The organism is Variovorax sp. W1I1, from assembly GCF_030815625.1.
In the GTDB taxonomy this organism is placed as follows: domain Bacteria; phylum Pseudomonadota; class Gammaproteobacteria; order Burkholderiales; family Burkholderiaceae_C; genus Variovorax; species Variovorax paradoxus_C.
On record NZ_JAUSWZ010000001.1, the window covers coordinates 1596412 to 1614841 of the forward strand.

The following is an 18430-nucleotide window of genomic DNA, read 5'->3' on the forward strand; positions in this document are numbered from 1 at the left end:
GTGCGATGAGCCGGGCTCGGGCGCTTTCGCATCAAAGCCGGTCGGCCATCGCACCCAGATAGCTGCGCACCGCGGCATTCGAGCTCAGCCCGATCGCGCGGTCGTAGGCCTGCCGCGCCGCCCCTCGCGCGCCCCCTGCCGCCAGCAGGTGCGCGCGCGCCGCCCAGAACGGTTGATAGCTCGCCACCTCGTCCGAGGGAATCGCTTCGAGCGCTCGCAGTCCAATATCCGGCCCGCGCGCATTCGCAAGCGCGCAGGCGCGGCTCACCTGCGCGCCGATGCTGGGCCGCAAGGCCAGCAGGCCTTCGTACAGCGACACCAGCACCTCGGGCGCCACTGGCGCGCCCACGCGCCGTTCGCAATGGGCGGACTGGATGGCCGCCTCCAACTGGTACGCCCCGAGGGACTTCATCTCCGATGCCAGCCGCAGGCACCGCTCGGCCTCGGCGAGCAGGTCGGGGTCCCAGCGCAAGGTGTCCTGCTGGTCGAGCGGCACATACGCCCCGGCCTCGCTGCGCCGGGCGGCGGCGCGGCTTTCGCAGAAGAGCATCAGCGCGCGAAGGCCCAGCGGCTCGGGTTCGTCGGGCATCAGGTGGCAGAGGATGCGGCCCAGGTCGATGGCTTCGGACGTGAGGCCGCGCGGCAGCGCATCGGCGCCGTCGACGTCGTCCCAGCCGGTGCCATAAGCGGCGTAGATGCCGTCGAGCACGTCCTGCAGGCGCTGCGGCAGGTCGCGCGCTTCGGGGTACTCGAAGGGAATGCCCGCCGCGCGGATGCGCGCCTTGGCCCGCACCAGCCGTTGGCCGAGCGTGGAGGGCGCGGTCAGAAAGGCGCCGGCCATGCGCGCCGCGTCCAGGCCGAGCACGGTCTGCAGCATCAGCGGCGCGCGGGCCGCGGCGTCGATGGCCGGGTGCGCGCAGACGAAGAGCAGGCGCAGCCGCTCGTCGGGCACGGCGGTGCCTTCGGCGCTGGCCTCGTCCATTTCGCCGGCCAGGAGCAGCAGGGTCTGGGTGGCCTGGTCCTGCACGCGGGTGTGGCGCCAGGCGTCGAGCTTGCGGTGCCGCGCCACGCTCAGCAGCCACGCATCGGGTTGGTCCGGAATGCCGTCGGCCGGCCAGCGTTCGAGCGCGCGCGCGAACGCGTCGGCAAGCGCGTCTTCGGAGGCGGCGATGTCGTGCGTGCGCGCCGACAAGATCGCCAGCAGTCGGCCGTACGACTCGCGCGCCGCCTTTTCGGCGGCCTGATGAGCCGCCGGGTCGTTCACGATGTGGCTGCCGTGGCCGTGAAGACCGGCCGTACCTCCACGCCCCCGCTGCTGGCGCAGGGCGCGCGCGCGGCCCATTCGAGCGCGGCATCGAGGTCGGGCACATCGACCACGAAGTAGCCGCCGAGCTGCTCCTTGGTGTCGGCAAAAGGGCCGTCCTGCACCTGGCGCTTGTCGCCGCGCACGCGCAGGGTGGTGCCGGTCATGGGTGGAAAGAGGCCGTGGCCGCCGAGCGCGACGCCCGATTGGCGCACCGCATCGGCATACGCGATCCAGCTGGACCGGTAGGCCTGGGACGACGCGTCGTCGCGCTGTTCGAATTCGGCCGCGGGCTGATAGAACATCAACATGTACTGCATGGTGTCTCTCCGTGAAGGAAAAGCTTGCTGAGCAAGAGCGCTCACCACAATGACGGCCCGCCGCCGGTCATTTCGACACGGAAGCTCCGTGTCGTGCAGATTATTTTTTACGCGAAATTCGTTTGGCGCAACGGTTGCGCTACCTACTTCTTTCGGCTGGTACGCCTTTAGGCTGCCTGGGTCTGGACAGCCGCCGAGAACATGCTTTCCATTTCGCTGCGCAGCTTGTAGGCGGCGGTCGAGGTGTCGATTGCCACGTCGGCCCAGCTCAGGCTCTGGCCCTTTTTCACCGGTCGAACGAGCTTGACGTTGTGGGCCAACCCGAGCGGCAGGCCGCCCAGTCGCAGCGACCGCTCGGCCGGCAGCAGCTTGCCCCAGACGGTGTAGCCGCCTTCGCCGTCGAGCATTTCACCCGCCGCGAGGTCGCGCTTGGCGGTGGCGACCACGTCGGCATTCCAGCAGGTGGCCACGCCGGTCGCTTCGCCGCGCAGCGCCACGCTCGCGACCGACATGCCGACCTCCAGGCCGATGAGGTGCCAGCGCTTGTAGAGCGTGAAGTAGCGCCCGCTCGGGTCGGTGTGGGCGTTGTATTCCTCGAAGCAGTTCTTGATGTAGTCGGTCTCGGCCTCGACCGTGACCCACACGCCCATGCGGATGTCGTAGGGGATCTTTCTGCCATCGGCTTCGAGCGAGGAGATCACCTCGACCATGCCCTTGCGCTCCAGCACGCCACCTTCGCTCTTCGGGCGGGTGACGAAGGGAATGTCTTCCACGCTCGCGGGCGGGTAGAGCAGGCCGTCCGACGGCACGCCGAGGCCGGTGGCATTGGCCACCGCCGAGCTTTCTATGGAGGGCTTGGAGCCATCGAGAAAGCTGTTGAACATCTTCGGGTTGAGCCCGCCGCGCAGCGCCTGCTCGGGCGTGAGGCCGTAGTTGCCCCACACGGTCTCGGGCGTCGATTCGGTGAAGTGCGGCAGCCACTTGTGGCCGCGCCCGGCCGCCACCACGGGAAAGCCGCAGGTGCGCGCCCAGTCGACCAGGTCGCAGATGAGCGCCGGCTGGTCGCCGAAGGCCAGCGAATAGATCACGCCCGCCTGTTGCGCCCTGTGCGCGAGCAGCGGGCCGCAGAAGGCGTCGGCCTCCACCGTCACATTGACCACGTGCTTGCCGTGCGCGAATGCATCGAGGCAGTGATCGACGGCGGCGATGGGGTGGCCGGTGCACTCGACCACGATGTCGATGGAGGGCTCGCGCGTCACGGCCTGCCAGTCGTCGGTGATCCAGGTGTTGCCGGTCTTGATGGCTTCCTGTACCGAGCCTGCGGCGGTGCGTTCGGGCTTCCAGCCGACGCGCGCAAGGTTCACGCGCGCCGCATCGGGCGACAGGTCGGCAATCGCGACGAGCTGCACGCCGGGCGTGCGCGGGATCTGCGCGAGGTACATCGAACCGAACTTGCCGGCGCCGATCAGGCCGATGCGGATGGGGCGGCCTTCGGCGGCGCGCTGCTGCAGGCGGTTGTAAAGGCTCATGGGGTCAGGCCTCCGCGGTGTCGAGGACTTCGAGCGAGGTCTGCAGGGCGCTCTCGGGCAGACCGTTCTTCCAGGGCACATCGACGGGGTAGGGCTTCAGCAGGCAGTCGTCGGGCAGCATCTCGATGGGCGTGAAGTCGCGATGCGCGATGTACTCGGGGCGCTTGTGGCGACGGATGTGGTTGCTGACGGCGCACAGGCTCAGGTACACCGCCACGCGGTTGAAGGGCGAGAGGTTGCTGCCCGAGGCATGCACGAGGCAGCTGTGGAAGAGGATCATCGAACCGGCCGGGCCCTTGGGCGAGACGATGCCGCCTTCCTTGCCGCCGGCTCGATCCACGAGTTGCGCGATCAGGTCGTTGTCCACGGTCCAGAGCGGATAGCTCGTCGTCGTGAGGTCATGCTTCGCATCGACCACGCCCTTGCGGTGGCTGCCCGGAATGAACACCAGCGGTCCGTTGTGCTCGTTCACGTCGTCCAGAAAAATCGCGACGTTCATCGCGCGTTCGGTCGGCATCAGGTCGTCGTTGAGCCAGGTGCCGTAGTCCTGGTGCCACTGCCACACCTGGCCTTCGAAGGCCATCTTTCCGTTGATCTTGAACTGGTGCATGTAGACCTCTTCCTCGAAGAGGTCCATCACCGGCCCGACCATGCGCGGATGGCGCGCGAGCCTGGCGAAGGGCTCGCTGATGAGGTGCGCGGCGAAGTTCGTGCGCACGGCGTCGGAGCCTTTCTCGCGCACGTTGAAGGCCTCGCGCTTGCTGTAGAGATCGGGCACCGCATCGGTCAGCGTCTTCGTCTCTTCGGGCGAGAAATGGCCGGGGAAGAACAGGTAGCCGTCGCGCTCGAACTGCGCGCGTTGCTCGGGGGTCAGCTTCATGCCTTGTCTCCTTTGTGGGCTTTGTGGGTGGGGGTGTCGGTTGCGTTGCGGGCTTGCTGTTGCGTCAGGCGCCGGGCCAATGCCTCACTGGCCTGCGCGACGTGCTCTTCGCTCAGGCGCGCGGCGCGGTCTGCGTTCCCTGCCGCGATGGCGTCGGCGATGGCTTCGTGCTCGTCCCACAGCGATTCGCGCTGGGGCTCGGCCTGCAGCACTGCGCCCATCGCACGGCGGAGGTGCCGCCAGTGCGGATCGGCGCTCTGGCCGATCAGCGGGTTGCCCGAGGCGTCGTAGATCGCGCGGTGAAAGGCCACGTCGGCATCGATCATGGCTTCGACGTTTCGCCCGCGTGCGGCACGGCGGCCGCGCTCGATGAGCTTGGAGTCGATGCGAAAACGCTGCTGCGCCGCGAGCCGCGCGGCCAACACGTCGAGCACGCCGCGCACTTGGTAGATGTGGCGCATGCCCTCGGCATCGAGCGGGGCCACGAGCACGCCGCGGCCGGGCGCGTCGTGCACGAAGCCGTCTTTCTTCAGGAGGCGCAGCGCCTGCAGCACCGGCTGGCGCGACACCGAGAGGCGCTGCGCGATGTCTTCCTGCGTGATGCGCTCGCCCGGCGCCAGCGAGCCGCTGCTGATGGCGCCGAGCAGGGCGCGATAGACCTGGTCGACAAGGTCGGGCGCGACTTCGATGCTGACGAGCTGGGCGGGCATGGGGTGGCTTTCTTTGAACTCTGTATACAGAGTACGAACTTCTGTGCCGCCGCACCAACCGGGTTTTTACCCATGGGGGCTGCAAAAAAACGTAAGCCACCGCTAAGCTCGAACCATGCAACTCCCTACCTACAACGACGTCACCGCCGCGGCCGCGCGGCTCGAAGGCCATGCCCACCGCACGCCGGTGCTGCAATCGACCACAGCGAACGAACGCTGGGGCGCGCAGTTCTTCTTCAAGTGCGAGAACTTCCAGCGCATGGGCGCATTCAAGTTCCGCGGTGCGTTCAACGCGCTCTCCAAATTCGATGCGGCACAGCGCAAGGGCGGTGTGATCGCTTTCTCATCGGGCAACCATGCGCAGGCCATCGCGCTGTCGGCGCGGCTCCTGTCGATGCCCGCCGTGATCGTGATGCCCAAGGACGCGCCCGCCGCCAAGGTCGCAGCCACGCAGGGCTACGGTGCCGAAGTGGTGCTGTACGACCGCTTCACCGAAGACCGCGAGGCGCTGACGAAGCGGCTCGCGCAGGAGCGCGGCATGACGATGATTCCGCCGTACGACCACCCCGATGTGCTCTCGGGGCAGGGCACGGCGGTGAAGGAACTGATCGAGGAGACGGGGCCGCTCGACCATCTGTTCGTGTGCCTGGGCGGCGGCGGGCTGCTGTCTGGCTCGGCGCTGTCGGCGCGTGCGCTGTCGCCGGATTGCAGGATCTACGGTGTGGAGCCCGAGGCGGGCAACGACGGGCAGCAGTCGTTCCGCACGGGGAAGATCGTGCACATCGAAACGCCCAAGACCATCGCCGATGGCGCGCAGACGCAGCACCTGGGCCAGTACACGTTCGGGATCATCCAGCGCGATGTGAACGACATCTTCACGGTGACCGACGATCAGCTCGTCGAGGCGATGCGCTTCTTCGCCGAGCGCATGAAGATGGTGGTGGAGCCGACGGGGTGCCTTGCCTTCGCGGGTGCCATCGCGGCGGGCAAGGCGATCGCGGGTCAGCGCGTGGGCATCGTGATCAGCGGCGGCAACGTCGACCTGTCGCGCTACGCGGCGCTGCTCGCGTAAGCCGGTTCAGGCGCGGATGCCTGCTGCCGTCAGGTGCAGCAGGCGGTCCGCACGGGCGGCGGCGCTTTCGGAGTGCGTCACCAGCACGAGCGAGGCGCCGTGCTCGCGCGTCTGGCCGATCAGCAGTTCCATCACTTTTGCCGCCGTGGTCGGATCGAGGTTGCCCGTGGGTTCGTCGGCGAGCAGCAGCGCAGGTCGATGCACCAGCGCACGCGCGATCGCCACGCGCTGCAGCTGGCCACCCGAGAGCGTCTGCGGCAGCCGCGCGCCCATGCCGGGCAGGCCGACCGCATCGAGCATGTGCGCGACGCGGCCGTCGTCTTTTTTCTTCTCGCCGAGCAGCATCAGCGGCAGCGATATGTTCTGCGCCACATCGAGATGCGGCAGCACATGGAAGGCCTGGAACACGAAGCCCACGTGCTTGCGCCGCCAGAGCGCGCAGGCTTCGCCGTCGAGCGCGCCGATGTCGGTGCCGTCGTGCGTCACCGTGCCCTGGTCCCAGCTGTCGAGGCCGGCCATGCAGTTGAGCAACGTTGATTTGCCCACGCCCGATTCGCCCACGATGGCGACGAACTCGCCGGGCTGGACATCCAGCGTCACGTTCTCGAAGACGGGCACTTCGCCGTAGTGCTTGCCGAGGTTGGAAATGCGCAGCGTCATCCGGGTTGGGTGGTCTTTGAAATCAGTTGAACGGCGGTCTGCACCGCGTCGGGCGCGTCGCAGGCGATCACGGTGCGCTGCGGCATGCTGCGCAGCCAGGTGATCTGCCGCTTGGCGAGTTGGCGCGTGGCGGCGATGCCGCGTTCGCGCAGGTCTTGCATGGCCCTGGCATCGGGAGCGGAGGTGCCGCAGGCGTCGAGCATTTCCCACGCCTGCCGGTAGCCGACGCAGCGCATCGAGGGCAGGTCGGTCGAAAGATCGCCGCGCGCGCGCAGCGCCTTCACCTCGTCGAGGAAGCCCGCGGCGAGCATCGCGTCGAAGCGGTCGGCAATGCGCGCATGCAGCCAGGCGCGGTCGGTGGGCTCGAGCGAGAAGAGCACGCCGCCGTCCACGGCTTTCGCCGTCTTGTTGCCGCTCGCGTGAAAGCTTGAGAGCGGCTGGCCGCTGCTTTCCCACACCTCGAGCGCGCGCTGGATGCGCTGGCTGTCCTGCGGGGCGAGGCGCGCGGCCGTCACGGGGTCGACCTCGGCGAGTCGTGCGTGCATCGCGGGCCAGCCCAGCTCGGCGGCTTGTGCGTCGATGCGCGCGCGCACCGCGGCATCGGCGGCGGGCATCGCGTCGATGCCGTCGAACAGCGCCTTGAAATACAGCATCGTGCCGCCCACCAGCAATGGCAATGCGCCGCGCGAGCGGATCTCGTCGATGAGCCGCGTCGCATCGGCCACGAAGGCGGCGGCGCTGTAGCTCTCGCGTGCATCGAGGATGTCGATCAGGTGGTGCGGCACGGCAGCCTGCTCGGCCGCAGTGGGCTTGGCCGTGCCGATGTCCATGCCGCGGTAGACGAGCGCGGAATCGACCGAGATGATTTCGACCGGCTGGCGCTGTGCAAGGGCCAATGCTGCGGCTGTCTTGCCCGAGGCCGTAGGGCCGGCGAGCGCCACATAGCGCGGCAAGCCGGAAGGCGCAGCGGCAAGCGATGCCGGAGGTGCGGCCTCGGCGGCCGGTGCGTAGCGGGGAAACATGGTGCGCCGAGGGTAGCAAATGGCGCGCGCCCGCCGGCAGTAAGGGCGCGGATGACCCTAGGTCGTTTCGCGCATCCGCCGTATATCGCGCAGCGGCGGCGCGCCGAACAGGCGCGCGTATTCGCGGCTGAACTGCGAGGCGCTCTCATAGCCCACGCGCACGCCCGCGGTGCCGGCGTCGATGCCCTGGTTCAGCATCAACTGCCGCGCTTCTTGCAGGCGCAACTGCTTCAGGTACTGCATCGGGCTCATGCCCGCCACGGCGCGGAAGTGCTGCCTGAACGTCGAGGGGCTCATGTGCACGGACGCGGCCAGGTCGTCCGCGAGCACCGGCTGCGTGAAGTTCACCTTCAGCCAAGCCATGCTCTGCACCACCTGCTGGCTCGGCGAGCCGACCGCCACGAGGCGCTGCAGTTGCGGGCCATGGCGCCCGGCCAGCAGCCGCACGAGGATTTCGCGCTGCAAGAGCGGCGCGAGCTGCGGCAGCAGCCGGGGCTCGTCGATCAGCTCGACGAGCCGCGTCACCGCGCCCAGCAGCGTCGCATCGAGGGCGCCGAGCGACATGGCGCGGTAGCTGGAGTCCTTGCCCGGCTGGGGCAAGGCCATCTCGGCGGCCGCCTGCACCACGGTGCGCGGATCGAGCCGGAGCATGAGGCCCATGAAGGGCTGCGTGGGGCTCGCATGGGTGATGTGCGTCACCACGGGCAGATCGGCGGTCGTCAGCAGCGACTGGCCCGCCGAATAGTCGAACACCTCCTCGCCGAGCGCGACGCGCTTCTGCCCGCTCACCGTGATGCCCACGCCGAAGCCGTAGAGGCAATGCATCGGTTCGGTCGTGGCGCTGCGGCGGTGCAGCGAGAGCTCGGGAATGGCGGTGAGGTAGTCGCCGTCGCTTTGCGCAATGCGCTCGACCGCCCGCGCCAGATTGCTCAGGACGCCCGACTCTTCCTGCCTCGCCGGCTGTGCCGCTTCCATCTGAATCCTTTCGAATGACGCCAGCGAAAAAGTCTAGCTGGCGCATCTCGTGCGCCACGCGTTTTCGGCGCAGTCTCGTTGTTTCAGGCAAGAACACGCGCGGATTGGGCAAACGGCGGACGGGCCTTCGCCCGACACTGGCCCGCGATGTGCCGGCATGCGTGCGGTGTCATGCGCCGAGAGCCATCCGTCGATTCAGACAACTCTCTTTTCCACGAGGCCACGATGAAAACAGAAACGACCCACTCCCCGCGAAAGCAGCCGCGCGCGCTCGTCGCCTCCCTGGCCATGGTCCTGGGGCTCGGCGCCAGCGCCATGTGGCCCCTGCACGCCGGCGCGAGCCTGGCGCTGGCGCAGAAGTATTCATGCGTCGCATGCCACCAGCCCGCCACCAAGGTGGTGGGCCCGTCGTGGAAGGACATCGGCGCGAAGTACGGCGACGGCAAGGGCACGGCCGCGCAACTCGCCGCCAGCATCAAGGCCGGCAGTTCGGGCAAATGGGGCGCGATGCCGATGCCGCCGCAGGCCCAGGTCCCCGATGCCGACCTGCAGGCGCTCGCACAGTGGCTGCTCGACGGCGCCAAGTGAACCGGATCATTTCAACAAACCACCCACGGAGAAAAAGAACATGACTGCGCTCCACATCAATGGCCGTGACCACACGGTCGATGCCGATCCCGGCACCCCCATCCTCTGGGCCCTGCGCGACACGCTGGGCATGACCGGCACCAAGTTCGGCTGCGGCGCCGCGCTGTGCGGTGCCTGCACCGTGCACCTGGACGGCCAGGCGATCCGCTCGTGCATCACGCCGATCTCCGCCGCAGAGGGCAAGAAGATCACCACGATCGAAGCCGCCACCGATGGCAGCGACCCCGTCGGCGCATCCGTGCACGCCGCCTGGGTCAAGCACGACGTTGCGCAGTGCGGCTACTGCCAGAGCGGCCAGATCATGAGCGCGACCGCGTTCCTGAAGTCGCTGCCCAAGGGCAAGCAGCCCAGCGTGGACGAGATCGATTCGGCCATGGCCGGCAACATCTGCCGCTGCGGCACCTATGTGCGCATCCGCGCCGCCGTGGCCGATGCGGCCCGCGCCCTCGCTTAAGGAGTTGCCACCATGTTGCCCAACATCGACTACAACGACCTGCCGCGCGCGCTGCAGCGCCTGATGGTCCAACCCTCGGCTGACGAGGCCGCCACGCTGCCTCGCCGCAGCTTCCTGAAGATGGCTGGCGCCGGCGGCCTCGTGCTCGGCGCCTTCCCTCATCTCGCCATGGCGCAGGCCGACGGCGCGAAGCCGGCGGCCGGCGGCTTGAAGCCGACGCAGCAGCCTTCGGCCTTCGTGCAGATCGCGCCCAACGGCGAAGTCATGGTGACCATCAACCGCCTCGAGTTCGGCCAGGGCGTGCAGACCGGCCTGCCGATGATCCTGGCAGAGGAGTTGGACGCCGACTGGTCCCTGGTGCGCAGCCGCAGCGGCACCAACGATGCCGCGTATGCCGATCCGCTCTTCGGCATCCACCTGACCGGCGGCTCGAACACGATCAAGAACAGCTTCACGCAGTACCGCGAACTGGGCGCCCGCGCCCGGGCCATGCTGATGTCGGCCGCGGCGGCGCGCTGGAAGGTCGACGTGTCCACGCTGCGCACGCAAGCCGGCACGGTGATCGGCCCTGGCGGGCGCAAGCTGAGCTACGGCGAGCTGGCCGAAGCGGCCATGGCCCTGCCGGTGCCCGAGAAGGTCGTGCTGAAAGACCCGAAGGACTTCCGCATCATCGGCCGCGCCACCACACGCCTGGACGCCCGCGCCAAGAGCAGCGGGCGGCAGGACTTCGGCATCGACGTGAAGCATCCCGGCCAGCTCACGGCCGTGGTCGCGCACCCACCGGTGTTCGGTGCGCGTCTGAGTTCGGTGGACGACAGCGCGGCGCGTGCCGTCAAGGGCGTGAAGGCCGTGGTGCGCATTCCGCTGGACCGCGGCGCCGAAGGCGTGGCCGTGGTGGCCGATGGCTACTGGCCGGCCAAGCTGGGTCGCGACGCGCTGAAGCTGGAATGGAACACCTCCGCCGTGGAAAAGGTCGACAGCGACAAGCAACTGGCCCAGTACCGCGAGCTGGCCGGCCGCCCCGGCAACCGCAAGTTCGACGCCGACATGGCGCCGCTGGCCACCGCGCCCCGCAAGATCGAAGCCGAGTTCGTGTTCCCGTATCTGGCGCACGCGCCGATGGAGCCGCTGAACTGCACCGTGAAGCTGTCGGACGGCCGCGCCGAGCTGTGGGTCGGCACCCAGTCCGCGGACCTCGACGGCCAGGCTGCGGCGCGCACGCTGAAGCTCAAGCCCGAGCAGGTGAAGGTGAACGTGCAGATGGCGGGCGGGGGCTTCGGCCGGCGCTTCGTGGGATCGAGCGATTTCGTGGTCGAGGCCTGCGAGATCGCCAAGGCCACGCGCGCCGCCGGCCTCGATGCACCCGTGCGCCTCCTGTGGAGCCGCGAGGACGACATGAAGGGCGGCTACTACCGCCCGATGCACCTGCACCGCGCGAGCATCGGCTTCGACGAGCGCGGCAAGATCCTCGCCTGGGACCACGTCATCGTGGGCCAATCCATCCTCGCCGGCACGGTGTTCGCCGGCATGATGATCAAGGACGGCATCGACGCCACGGCGGTCGAGGGCATGCGCGAGCCGTACCCCGTGCCGATGCGCCTGACGGTGCACCACCCGCAGGTCAACGTGCCGGTGCTGTGGTGGCGCAGCGTGGGCTCGACCCACACCGCCTTCGTGATGGAGACCTTGATCGACGAGATCGCCCGCAGCACGAAGCAGGACCCGGTGGCCTATCGCATGCAGCTCTTCGGCGACAAGCACCCGCGCCATCGCGCCGCGCTGCAACTGGCCGTGGACAAGAGCGGCTACGGCAAGAAGAAGCTCGCGGACGGCCGCGCCTGGGGCGTGGCGGTGCACGAGTCCTTCGAGTCGGTGGTGGCCTATGTCGTGGAAGCTTCAGTGAAGGACGGCCAGCCGGTGCTGCACCGAGTGACCAGCGGCGTGCATTGCAACCTGGCCGTCAACCCGCGCAGCGTGGAAGCGCAGGTGCAGGGCGCGGCGGTGATGGGCTTGTCGACCTGCCTGCAAGGCAGCGCGATCACGTTGAAGGACGGTGTCGTGCAGCAGGGCAACTTCGGCGATTTCACGGTGGCCCGCATCACCCAGGTGCCGGAGTTCGACATCCACATCGTGCCCAGCGCCGACGCGCCCAAGGGGATGGGGGAGCCGGGGTTGCCGCCGCTGGCGCCTGCGTTTGCGAATGCCATCGCGCATTTGACGGGCAAGCCTTTGCGGCAGTTGCCTTTCAATCTGGCTTGACGCGCGCTATTGGGTTCGGTGGTCTGAAAAAACCAGAGCCGGAGCCATGGCCGTTCGGGCTGAGCTTGTCGAAGCCTCGCGCGGCGCTTCGACAGGCTCAGCGTGAACGGATTGGAGCTCCGCGTTAACGGAACGGGGCTCTGCGTTAACGGAGCGGGCTGGCGGATTGGGCTTCAGATCGCCGCGGGCACGCTGCTCGCGCGCGCCTCGCCGCGCACGTCCTGCGGTGCCACCGCAGGCGGCAGCGGCAGTGCCACCGCGGGCGGCGACAGCTTCGGCTGGTTGCGCGCCACCATGTTGTCGGGCTTCATGCGGAACAGCTGCGTCAGCGCCGCGCGGTACTGCGCCTCGCCCACCGAATTGGTGTTGTGGTGCGAGCCGCCCTCGACCAGCACGAACAGCTTGGGCACCGTGGCCGCGTTATAGAGCTTGCGGCCCAGCGTCGGGTTGATCAGGCTGTCCGCCGTGCCATGCACTACCAAGAGCGGCGCGCCGATGTCCTTGACGGTGTTGATGGCCTCGAAGCGCTGCGTGATGAAGGGTCCCAGCGGCAGCCAGCCCCACTTGAAGCTGCTGACCACATCGGCGATGGAGCTGAAGGTGCTCTCCACGATGGTGCCGCTCTCGTCGTTCACATGCGCCGCCAGGTCGATGCCGATGGCGCCGCCCAGCGAGTGGCCGAAGATGTAGCGGTGCTGCTTGGGGTGGCGCGCGGCCAGCCAGGTCCAGGCAGCGCGGGCGTCTTCGCGTGCCGATTCTTCCGAGGGCAGGCCCTTGGAGCTCTTGCCGAAGCCGCGATAGTCGATGGCCAGCACCGAGAAACCCAGCTCGTGCATGCGCTGGATGCGCGGCGCAGAGCCGGCCACGTTGTAGCGCGCGCCGTGCAGGTACAGCAGCACGGGGGTTTCGGTGGTTTCAGGGGCGCCGCCCAGCCACAGGCCGTGCAGCCGCGCGGGTTCGCCGGTGATCGACGACTGGAAATCGATCCAGACGTCCTCCATGCCCTGGGTCATGGTGGCGGTGTTGCCCCAGCTGCGGTCGCTGGGCTGAAAGATCCATTCGCGCTGTTGTTCGTCGAACGTGGAGCAACCGGCAGCGAGCAGGGCGCACAGCGAGAGGACAGACGCGAGGAGGGTCCAGCGTTTCATCATGGGGTTGAGGGACAGCGATACCGGCCGAAAGTTTCATCCGCTTTCACCACGGCGCGCCGGTGTTGCGCCTTGGTAACCCCCCGAAACAGCGCTCAACGGCGCTTTGCTGAGACCATGCAACGTGCGTGCCCGGTCCCTGGATGACCATCCAAAACCCTCGAAAACCCTGAAAAAACCGCCGATTCGGCTATCTGCCGCGCATGAACAGCGTGTCGAGCTCGCGGATCGACAGCTGGCGCCAAGTCGGCCGGCCGTGGTTGCACTGGTCCGAACGCTCGGTCGCTTCCATCTGGCGTAACAGTGCGTTCATCTCGTCGATGGTGAGCTTGCGGTTGGCCCGCACCGCGCCGTGGCAGGCCAAGGTGGACAGCAATTCGTTCTGGGCGCGCTGCACCACGGTGCTGGCGTCGTGCTGGCCTAGTTCGGCCAGAACGCTGCGCGCGAGCTCGACCGGGTCGCCGTCCGCCAGCGTGCCGGGCACGGCGCGCACCGCGAGCGTGCGTGCCGAAAACGCGGTGATTTCCAGTCCCAGCGTCGGCAGCACCTCGGCACAGGCCTCGGCCGTGGCCACTTCCTGCGGCGTGGCCGCGAAGGTCGCGGGAATCAGCAGCGGCTGGCTGGTGATGGCGGCGCCGTCGAGCTGCGTCTTGAGCCGCTCGTAGACGATGCGCTCGTGCGCCGCGTGCATGTCGACCACCACCAGGCCCTGGGTGTTCTCGGCCAGGATGTAGATGCCCTGCAACTGGGCCAGCGCGCGGCCGAGGGGCCAGGCCTCATCGTTGGTGGCGGCGGGTGCTGCGGCGTCTTCCGCGGGGCTCGGTGGCAGCCCGACGGGCGCCCTGAAGGCCAGCGGTGCCGCGCCCGTCAGGGGCCATTGCGAAGACGTGGCATCGGGCGCGTGCCCGAGTTCGTCGGTGCGGCGCGGCCACATGGCCTCGAAATCGCCGGCACCGCGCTCCCGCGCCACGAAATTCATGGCCGGCTGCGACCAGCTCGCGCTCTCGGGCAGCTTGGTCTCCTTGAAAAAGGGTTCCGGGGGACCGGACGGCGCCACGGCATCCCCGGCGCGCGGCGCGGCCAGCGCGTCCTCGATGGCGTGGCGCACCGCCTGGTGCACCTCGCGGCCATCGCGAAAACGCACCTCGATCTTGGTCGGGTGCACGTTCACGTCGACGCGCGACGGATCGATTTCCAGGTACAGCGCATAGATCGGCTGGCGCTGCCCGTGCAGCACGTCTTCATAGGCGCTGCGCACCGCGTGCGAGAGCACCTTGTCGCGCACGAAGCGGCCGTTGACGTAGAAGAACTGCTGGTCGCCGCGAGAGCGCGCCGCATCGGGAATGCCGGCACGGCCGACCACGCGCACCACGCCGCCCAGATGTTCGACGGCCACGCTCTTGGCCACGAAGTCATCGCTCAGCGCATCGGCCAGCCGCTGCTCGCGCGCGTCTGCGGCACGCCATTGCTCGACCAGCTTGCCGTCGTGCCACACCGAAAAGCCGACCTCGGGCCGCGCCAGCGCATGGCGGCGCACGGCCTCGATGCAGTGGGCCAGTTCGGTGGCATCGGTCTTGAGGAATTTGCGGCGTGCGGGCGTTGCGAAGAAGAGTTCGCGCACTTCGACGGTGGTGCCGACCGAGCGCGCCACCGGGCGCAGCTCGCCGGTGCGGCCGTCGAGCGCGAAGGCGCTGTCGGCACCGGTGAAGCGCGAGAGGATGCTGAGTTCGGCAATCGCATTGATCGCCGCGAGCGCCTCGCCGCGAAAGCCCATGGTGCCGACCGTCTCCAGGTCGTCCAGGCTCGCGATCTTGCTGGTGGCATGGCGGCGCAGCGCCACCGTGAGTTCTTCGCGCGGAATACCCAGCCCGTCGTCTTCCACCGAGATCAACCGCACGCCGCCCGAGGCGAGCCGCACCGTGACCTGGCTCGCGCCCGCGTCCAGGGCGTTGTCGAGCAGTTCGCGCACCACCGAGGCCGGCCGCTCGACCACTTCGCCGGCGGCAATCTGGCTGATCAGCTCGTCGGGGAGCTCGCGGATCGGGCGGCGGGGGGGGAGGGGAATGGAGGAGGGTAGTGCGCTCACCGGGGCATTTTAGAAGTGCAAACAATCCTGGCCCGGGCCTGATCGGAAGAACCCTTGCCGGCCCGCTCGGTGCGGCATCGGCGGGCTTGACGGCAGCTGTACCGGCGTGTTCTCTATGACAACTGCTTGTACATGACGAAGGCATCCACGAAGCCATGCTGCGGATGCCGGAACGCACCGGGCAGGGTGCCGACGATGTCGAAGCCCATCTTCTGCCAGAGCCGCACCGCGCGCTCGTTCGTGGACACGACGAAGTTGAACTGCATCGCCAGAAAGCCCATGCGCCGTGCCTGCTGCTGCGAGTGCTCGCACAGCGCCGACGCGACGCCCAGGCCGCGCGCCGTCTCGGACACCACATAGCCGCAGTTGCTCACATGCGCGCCCTGGCCGGGCTGATTGGGCTTGATGACGTAGGTGCCAAGCACCGCGCCCTGCGCGTCGCATGCAATGAAAGTGGCAGTGGGAACTTTCGTCCACGAATGACGCGCCTCCTCTTCGGTCACGTCTGCGGCGAAGGTGTAGGTGTCGCCACGGCGAAAGGTCGGCTCGAGCACGGCCCAGATGGCGGGCCAGTCCGCATCGAGGGCTTCACGTATGTGGATCATGGGGGGATTCGAAAAGGAGGCGGGACCTCAACAAGGATAATCCGCGGCCATGGAAATCATCAGCTTTCTCGTCGACTTCATCCTTCACGTCGACAAACATCTCGAGGCCTTCGTCATCGCCTACGGCCCCTGGGTCTATGCGCTGCTCTTTCTGATCGTGTTCGTGGAAACCGGCGCGGTGGTGATGCCGTTCCTGCCGGGCGATTCATTGCTCTTCATCGTCGGCGCGCTGTGCGGCGCGGGGCTCATGAACTTCCCGCTGGCGTGCGGCATCCTGATCGCGGCGGCCATCCTCGGGGACCAGACCAACTATTCGATCGGCCGCTACTTCGGGCCGAAGGTCTTTCAGTGGGAGAACTCGCGCTTCTTCAACCGCAAGGCCTTCGACCAGGCTCACGGCTTCTACGAGCGCTATGGCGGCATCACCATCATCCTTGCGCGCTTCATGCCGTTCATTCGCACGTTTGCGCCGTTCGTGGCGGGCGTGGCGGAGATGGGCCGCGCGAAGTTCACCATGTTCAACGTGGTAGGCGCGCTGATCTGGGTGCTGGGCATCGCGACCGCCGGCTACTTCTTCGGCAACCTGCCGTTCGTGCGGCAGCACCTGGACAAGATCATCTGGGCGCTGATCTTCGTGCCGGGTCTCCTGGCCATCTTCGGTGCGTGGCGCGCGTCGAAGGCCGAAAAGGCACGGGCCGCCGCCCAGGCCTGAGGCGTTTCAGCGGACAGGAAAAAGCGCGCCGAGCAGGCTGTGTAAATAGTCTGCTGGCCGCTTGAGTCGAGATGCCCCGCGATAGCGGGGCATTTTTCATTGGGCGAGCAAATGCGCGAAGGGCCTCAGCCCCGCAGCGCCTGGTGCATCCAGGCGGCGCCCTTCATGTTGAACACCCGCTTGAGGTTGTAGGCCATCACTGCCAGGCTGAACTCGGCGCGCGCTCCGCTCGTGTGCCTCATCAGCAGCCGGGCATTGCCCAGAATCAGGTGCTTGATGCTGGCGAAGGGGTGTTCCACCGTCTGGCGCCTGAGCGCCATCATCCAGGGCTGCGCGGCCAATCTGCTCGCATTGGCCTGCAATGCCTCTTCGTACAGGTGGCGCGAGACGAAGCGCTGCTTGGCCGTGGTGCACTGGGCCTTGCGCTGGCAGTCGGCGCAGTCGCTTTGCTGCGCGGCATAGATCACCATCTTGTTTTTGCGCGAGAGCTGCTTGCGTTGGAGCAACTGGCCCGCCGGGCAGGTGAAGCTGTCGCTGGTTGCGTCGTAGACGAAGGCACTTGGCTGGTACAGGCTTCCATCGCCTTGGTTGTTCACCGAACGGTTGACCGCCACGTAACTGGTGATGCCTTGGGCCTGCAGCGCCGCGATCTGCTGCCCATTGGCATAGCCCGCGTCGGCCACCACCGTGCAGGGCTGCTCCAGGACCCTGCTGGCCGCCTCGGCCATGGGCTGCAACTGGCGCTGATCGCTCACCTCGCAGACCACCTCATGGGCCACGATCAGGTGGCTTTGCGTCTCCACCGCCGTTTGCAGGTTGTAGCCCGGCTGGCTGTTCAGACTGCGCATCGGACGTGCCTCGGGCTCGCCACGCACCACGGTGCTCGCGCCGCTGCGCATGAGCTGCTGCGCCTCGTTGGCAATGGCTCGGCCCTGGGCCTTCAGGCGCTTGAGGGCGGCGCGCACTTCATCTGGCGCGCCAGGGCCGCCGCCAGGCCCTTCGCCGCCTTGGTCATCGTCGCTGTCCTGGCTGTCCAGCAGCCGCAGGTAGGCGGCAATCTCCTGCGCGTTGCGCTGCGCCTGGGCCGCCAGCTCGCGCTGGCCCACCACCGCCTTGCGCGAGGCCGCCGCCTGCACCTTCGTGCCATCGATGGCCACCGTGCTGCCCCGGATCAGCCGGCTCTGGCGCGCGAACTGCACGAACGCCGCGCAGCTGGCCACCAAGGCAGCCGTGTTCTGGCGCCTGAACTCGGCGATCGTCTTGTGATCCGGTGCCAGGCGCCCCAGCAGCCACATGCACTCCACGTTGCGATGGCACTCGCGCTCCAGTGCCCGCGAGGAGCGGATCGCGCTCAGGTAGCCCCAGATGTACAGCCGCAGCAGATCGCCCGGGTCGTAGGGCGGTGTACCCAGGCGCTGCGTTTGCGCCTTGGCAAAGCCCAGTGCCTTCAAATCCAGCGCCTGCACCCAAGCGTCCACCACTCGAACCAACGCGTCCCGCCCCACCAGTTCATCGAGCATCAGAGGAAACAGCATTGCTTGCCCTCGGTGCTGCCCGTGTCGATGTCCCATTGGTCAGCCTCCAATGAAAAATGCCCCTCAGACAAACGCCTGAGGGGCATATCTCGCGGACTCAATGCAGACTATTTACACAGCCTGCGAGGGGCCTTTTTTCATTCAGCCGACCGCTGGGGCCCGCTCAATAACGCGGACCGTTGCTCGGGTAGTAGTTGCTGCCCTGCGGATAACGCTGCTGGTTGTAGTTCCGCTCGTCGGCATTGCGGCCGACCTGGTTCCCGATGATGCCGCCGATGGCCGCACCACCCACCGTGCTAGCCGTGTTGCCGCCGATGGCATTGCCCACCAGCGCGCCGCCGACCGCACCGACACCAGTACCGAGGTTCTGGTTGGGGCCGCTCGCGCAGCCCGCAATAGCCATGACAGAAGTGGCTGCAGCTGCAGCGATCCAGAGACGTGTCTTCATGATGTCCACCTTTCGAGGAGTGATGGATTCATCATCCGCAAAAGTGCCGCCTGCCCCGTGTAGG

At 67.8% G+C, this 18430-nt stretch carries 18 protein-coding genes; 5 read left to right on the forward strand and 13 right to left on the reverse strand.

Features of this window, described 5'->3' with window-relative positions; genetic code table 11:
- Nucleotides 1–31: 31 nt before the first annotated feature.
- The 5 genes from QFZ83_RS07475 to QFZ83_RS07495 form a co-directional block, all read right to left on the reverse strand.
- Nucleotides 32–1264: an RNA polymerase sigma factor gene (locus tag QFZ83_RS07475; protein WP_307504477.1), complete on the reverse strand. Its 1233-nt coding sequence runs from the start codon at nucleotides 1262–1264 to the stop codon at nucleotides 32–34.
- Entirely contained in the window at nucleotides 1261–1623 is a 363-nt protein-coding gene (locus QFZ83_RS07480) for a YciI family protein (protein WP_206174314.1), read from the reverse strand. The genes QFZ83_RS07475 and QFZ83_RS07480 overlap by 4 nt, the downstream gene beginning before the upstream one ends.
- Before the next feature lie 167 nt (nucleotides 1624–1790).
- Complete coding sequence (locus QFZ83_RS07485) at nucleotides 1791–3152, reverse strand: NAD(P)H-dependent oxidoreductase (protein WP_307504480.1); 1362 nt, start codon at nucleotides 3150–3152, stop codon at nucleotides 1791–1793.
- A gap of 4 nt (nucleotides 3153–3156) precedes the next feature.
- Nucleotides 3157–4032: a phytanoyl-CoA dioxygenase family protein gene (locus QFZ83_RS07490; protein ID WP_307504483.1), complete on the reverse strand. Its 876-nt coding sequence runs from the start codon at nucleotides 4030–4032 to the stop codon at nucleotides 3157–3159.
- On the reverse strand, nucleotides 4029–4742 hold the full coding sequence (locus QFZ83_RS07495; protein ID WP_307504486.1) for a GntR family transcriptional regulator: 714 nt from the start codon (nucleotides 4740–4742) through the stop codon (nucleotides 4029–4031). The genes QFZ83_RS07490 and QFZ83_RS07495 overlap by 4 nt, the downstream gene beginning before the upstream one ends.
- 115 nt (nucleotides 4743–4857) lie before the next feature.
- Between QFZ83_RS07495 and QFZ83_RS07500 the strand changes: the two genes are divergently transcribed.
- Nucleotides 4858–5814 carry a threo-3-hydroxy-L-aspartate ammonia-lyase gene (locus tag QFZ83_RS07500; protein WP_307504488.1) on the forward strand — a complete coding sequence of 319 codons (957 nt, stop codon included), beginning with the start codon at nucleotides 4858–4860 and terminating at the stop codon, nucleotides 5812–5814.
- A gap of 6 nt (nucleotides 5815–5820) precedes the next feature.
- On the opposite strand, the gene QFZ83_RS07505 is transcribed toward QFZ83_RS07500, so the two are convergent.
- Genes QFZ83_RS07505 through QFZ83_RS07515 form a run of 3 tightly spaced genes read right to left on the reverse strand, consistent with a single transcriptional unit; the run spans nucleotide 5821 to nucleotide 8471 of the window.
- A complete protein-coding gene (locus tag QFZ83_RS07505; RefSeq protein ID WP_307504491.1) occupies nucleotides 5821–6474 on the reverse strand; it encodes an ABC transporter ATP-binding protein in 654 nt (217 codons plus the stop codon).
- Nucleotides 6471–7496, reverse strand: a complete 1026-nt coding sequence (gene miaA, locus QFZ83_RS07510; protein ID WP_307504494.1) for a tRNA (adenosine(37)-N6)-dimethylallyltransferase MiaA — start codon at nucleotides 7494–7496, stop codon at nucleotides 6471–6473. The genes QFZ83_RS07505 and miaA overlap by 4 nt, the downstream gene beginning before the upstream one ends.
- A 57-nt stretch (nucleotides 7497–7553) precedes the next feature.
- Complete coding sequence (locus QFZ83_RS07515) at nucleotides 7554–8471, reverse strand: AraC family transcriptional regulator (protein ID WP_307504497.1); 918 nt, start codon at nucleotides 8469–8471, stop codon at nucleotides 7554–7556.
- Nucleotides 8472–8696: 225 nt separating this feature from the next.
- Here QFZ83_RS07515 and QFZ83_RS07520 point away from each other — a divergent pair, with 225 nt between their 5' ends.
- The 3 genes from QFZ83_RS07520 to QFZ83_RS07530 are packed head-to-tail and all read left to right on the forward strand — an operon-like array spanning nucleotide 8697 to nucleotide 11832.
- On the forward strand, nucleotides 8697–9059 hold the full coding sequence (locus QFZ83_RS07520; protein WP_307504500.1) for a c-type cytochrome: 363 nt from the start codon (nucleotides 8697–8699) through the stop codon (nucleotides 9057–9059).
- A gap of 40 nt (nucleotides 9060–9099) precedes the next feature.
- A complete protein-coding gene (locus tag QFZ83_RS07525) occupies nucleotides 9100–9573 on the forward strand; it encodes a (2Fe-2S)-binding protein (RefSeq protein ID WP_307504502.1) in 474 nt (157 codons plus the stop codon).
- Between the two features lie 12 nt (nucleotides 9574–9585).
- A complete protein-coding gene (locus QFZ83_RS07530; protein WP_307504505.1) occupies nucleotides 9586–11832 on the forward strand; it encodes a xanthine dehydrogenase family protein molybdopterin-binding subunit in 2247 nt (748 codons plus the stop codon).
- Nucleotides 11833–12005: 173 nt separating this feature from the next.
- On the opposite strand, the gene QFZ83_RS07535 is transcribed toward QFZ83_RS07530, so the two are convergent.
- From QFZ83_RS07535 to QFZ83_RS07545, 3 genes are all read right to left on the reverse strand, one after another.
- On the reverse strand, nucleotides 12006–12983 hold the full coding sequence (locus tag QFZ83_RS07535; protein ID WP_307504508.1) for an alpha/beta hydrolase: 978 nt from the start codon (nucleotides 12981–12983) through the stop codon (nucleotides 12006–12008).
- Between the two features lie 187 nt (nucleotides 12984–13170).
- Entirely contained in the window at nucleotides 13171–15066 is a 1896-nt protein-coding gene (gene mutL, locus QFZ83_RS07540; protein WP_307504511.1) for a DNA mismatch repair endonuclease MutL, read from the reverse strand.
- Nucleotides 15067–15179: 113 nt separating this feature from the next.
- Nucleotides 15180–15671, reverse strand: coding sequence for a GNAT family N-acetyltransferase (locus QFZ83_RS07545; RefSeq protein ID WP_307504514.1), 492 nt, complete (start codon nucleotides 15669–15671; stop codon nucleotides 15180–15182).
- A 49-nt stretch (nucleotides 15672–15720) separates the two neighbouring features.
- Here QFZ83_RS07545 and QFZ83_RS07550 point away from each other — a divergent pair, with 49 nt between their 5' ends.
- Nucleotides 15721–16383, forward strand: coding sequence for a DedA family protein (locus QFZ83_RS07550; protein WP_307504517.1), 663 nt, complete (start codon nucleotides 15721–15723; stop codon nucleotides 16381–16383).
- 125 nt (nucleotides 16384–16508) lie between these two features.
- Here QFZ83_RS07550 and QFZ83_RS07555 read toward each other — a convergent pair whose 3' ends face one another.
- Both QFZ83_RS07555 and QFZ83_RS07560 read right to left on the reverse strand, forming a co-directional pair.
- Nucleotides 16509–17954 (reverse strand): IS1182 family transposase, encoded by a 1446-nt coding sequence (locus QFZ83_RS07555; protein ID WP_307503597.1) that lies wholly within the window; start codon nucleotides 17952–17954, stop codon nucleotides 16509–16511.
- 127 nt (nucleotides 17955–18081) lie between these two features.
- Nucleotides 18082–18366, reverse strand: coding sequence for a glycine zipper domain-containing protein (locus QFZ83_RS07560; protein WP_306878786.1), 285 nt, complete (start codon nucleotides 18364–18366; stop codon nucleotides 18082–18084).
- Between the last annotated feature and the right edge of the window lie 64 nt (nucleotides 18367–18430).

What these genes read in the sequence shown, in the direction of transcription:
- QFZ83_RS07515 (WP_307504497.1), bottom strand. Translation starts at nt 8,471, where the DNA reads ATGGAAGCGGCACAGCCGGCGAGGCAGGAAGAGTCGGGCGTCCTGAGC.
- QFZ83_RS07520 (WP_307504500.1), top strand. Translation starts at nt 8,697, where the DNA reads ATGAAAACAGAAACGACCCACTCCCCGCGAAAGCAGCCGCGCGCGCTC.
- QFZ83_RS07560 (WP_306878786.1), bottom strand. Translation starts at nt 18,366, where the DNA reads ATGAAGACACGTCTCTGGATCGCTGCAGCTGCAGCCACTTCTGTCATG.
- QFZ83_RS07525 (WP_307504502.1), top strand. Translation starts at nt 9,100, where the DNA reads ATGACTGCGCTCCACATCAATGGCCGTGACCACACGGTCGATGCCGAT.
- QFZ83_RS07485 (WP_307504480.1), bottom strand. Translation starts at nt 3,152, where the DNA reads ATGAGCCTTTACAACCGCCTGCAGCAGCGCGCCGCCGAAGGCCGCCCC.
- QFZ83_RS07480 (WP_206174314.1), bottom strand. Translation starts at nt 1,623, where the DNA reads ATGCAGTACATGTTGATGTTCTATCAGCCCGCGGCCGAATTCGAACAG.
- QFZ83_RS07535 (WP_307504508.1), bottom strand. Translation starts at nt 12,983, where the DNA reads ATGATGAAACGCTGGACCCTCCTCGCGTCTGTCCTCTCGCTGTGCGCC.
- QFZ83_RS07555 (WP_307503597.1), bottom strand. Translation starts at nt 17,954, where the DNA reads ATGGGACATCGACACGGGCAGCACCGAGGGCAAGCAATGCTGTTTCCT.
- QFZ83_RS07500 (WP_307504488.1), top strand. Translation starts at nt 4,858, where the DNA reads ATGCAACTCCCTACCTACAACGACGTCACCGCCGCGGCCGCGCGGCTC.
- QFZ83_RS07495 (WP_307504486.1), bottom strand. Translation starts at nt 4,742, where the DNA reads ATGCCCGCCCAGCTCGTCAGCATCGAAGTCGCGCCCGACCTTGTCGAC.
- QFZ83_RS07550 (WP_307504517.1), top strand. Translation starts at nt 15,721, where the DNA reads ATGGAAATCATCAGCTTTCTCGTCGACTTCATCCTTCACGTCGACAAA.
- QFZ83_RS07490 (WP_307504483.1), bottom strand. Translation starts at nt 4,032, where the DNA reads ATGAAGCTGACCCCCGAGCAACGCGCGCAGTTCGAGCGCGACGGCTAC.
- QFZ83_RS07545 (WP_307504514.1), bottom strand. Translation starts at nt 15,671, where the DNA reads ATGATCCACATACGTGAAGCCCTCGATGCGGACTGGCCCGCCATCTGG.
- QFZ83_RS07530 (WP_307504505.1), top strand. Translation starts at nt 9,586, where the DNA reads ATGTTGCCCAACATCGACTACAACGACCTGCCGCGCGCGCTGCAGCGC.
- QFZ83_RS07505 (WP_307504491.1), bottom strand. Translation starts at nt 6,474, where the DNA reads ATGACGCTGCGCATTTCCAACCTCGGCAAGCACTACGGCGAAGTGCCC.
- miaA (WP_307504494.1), bottom strand. Translation starts at nt 7,496, where the DNA reads ATGTTTCCCCGCTACGCACCGGCCGCCGAGGCCGCACCTCCGGCATCG.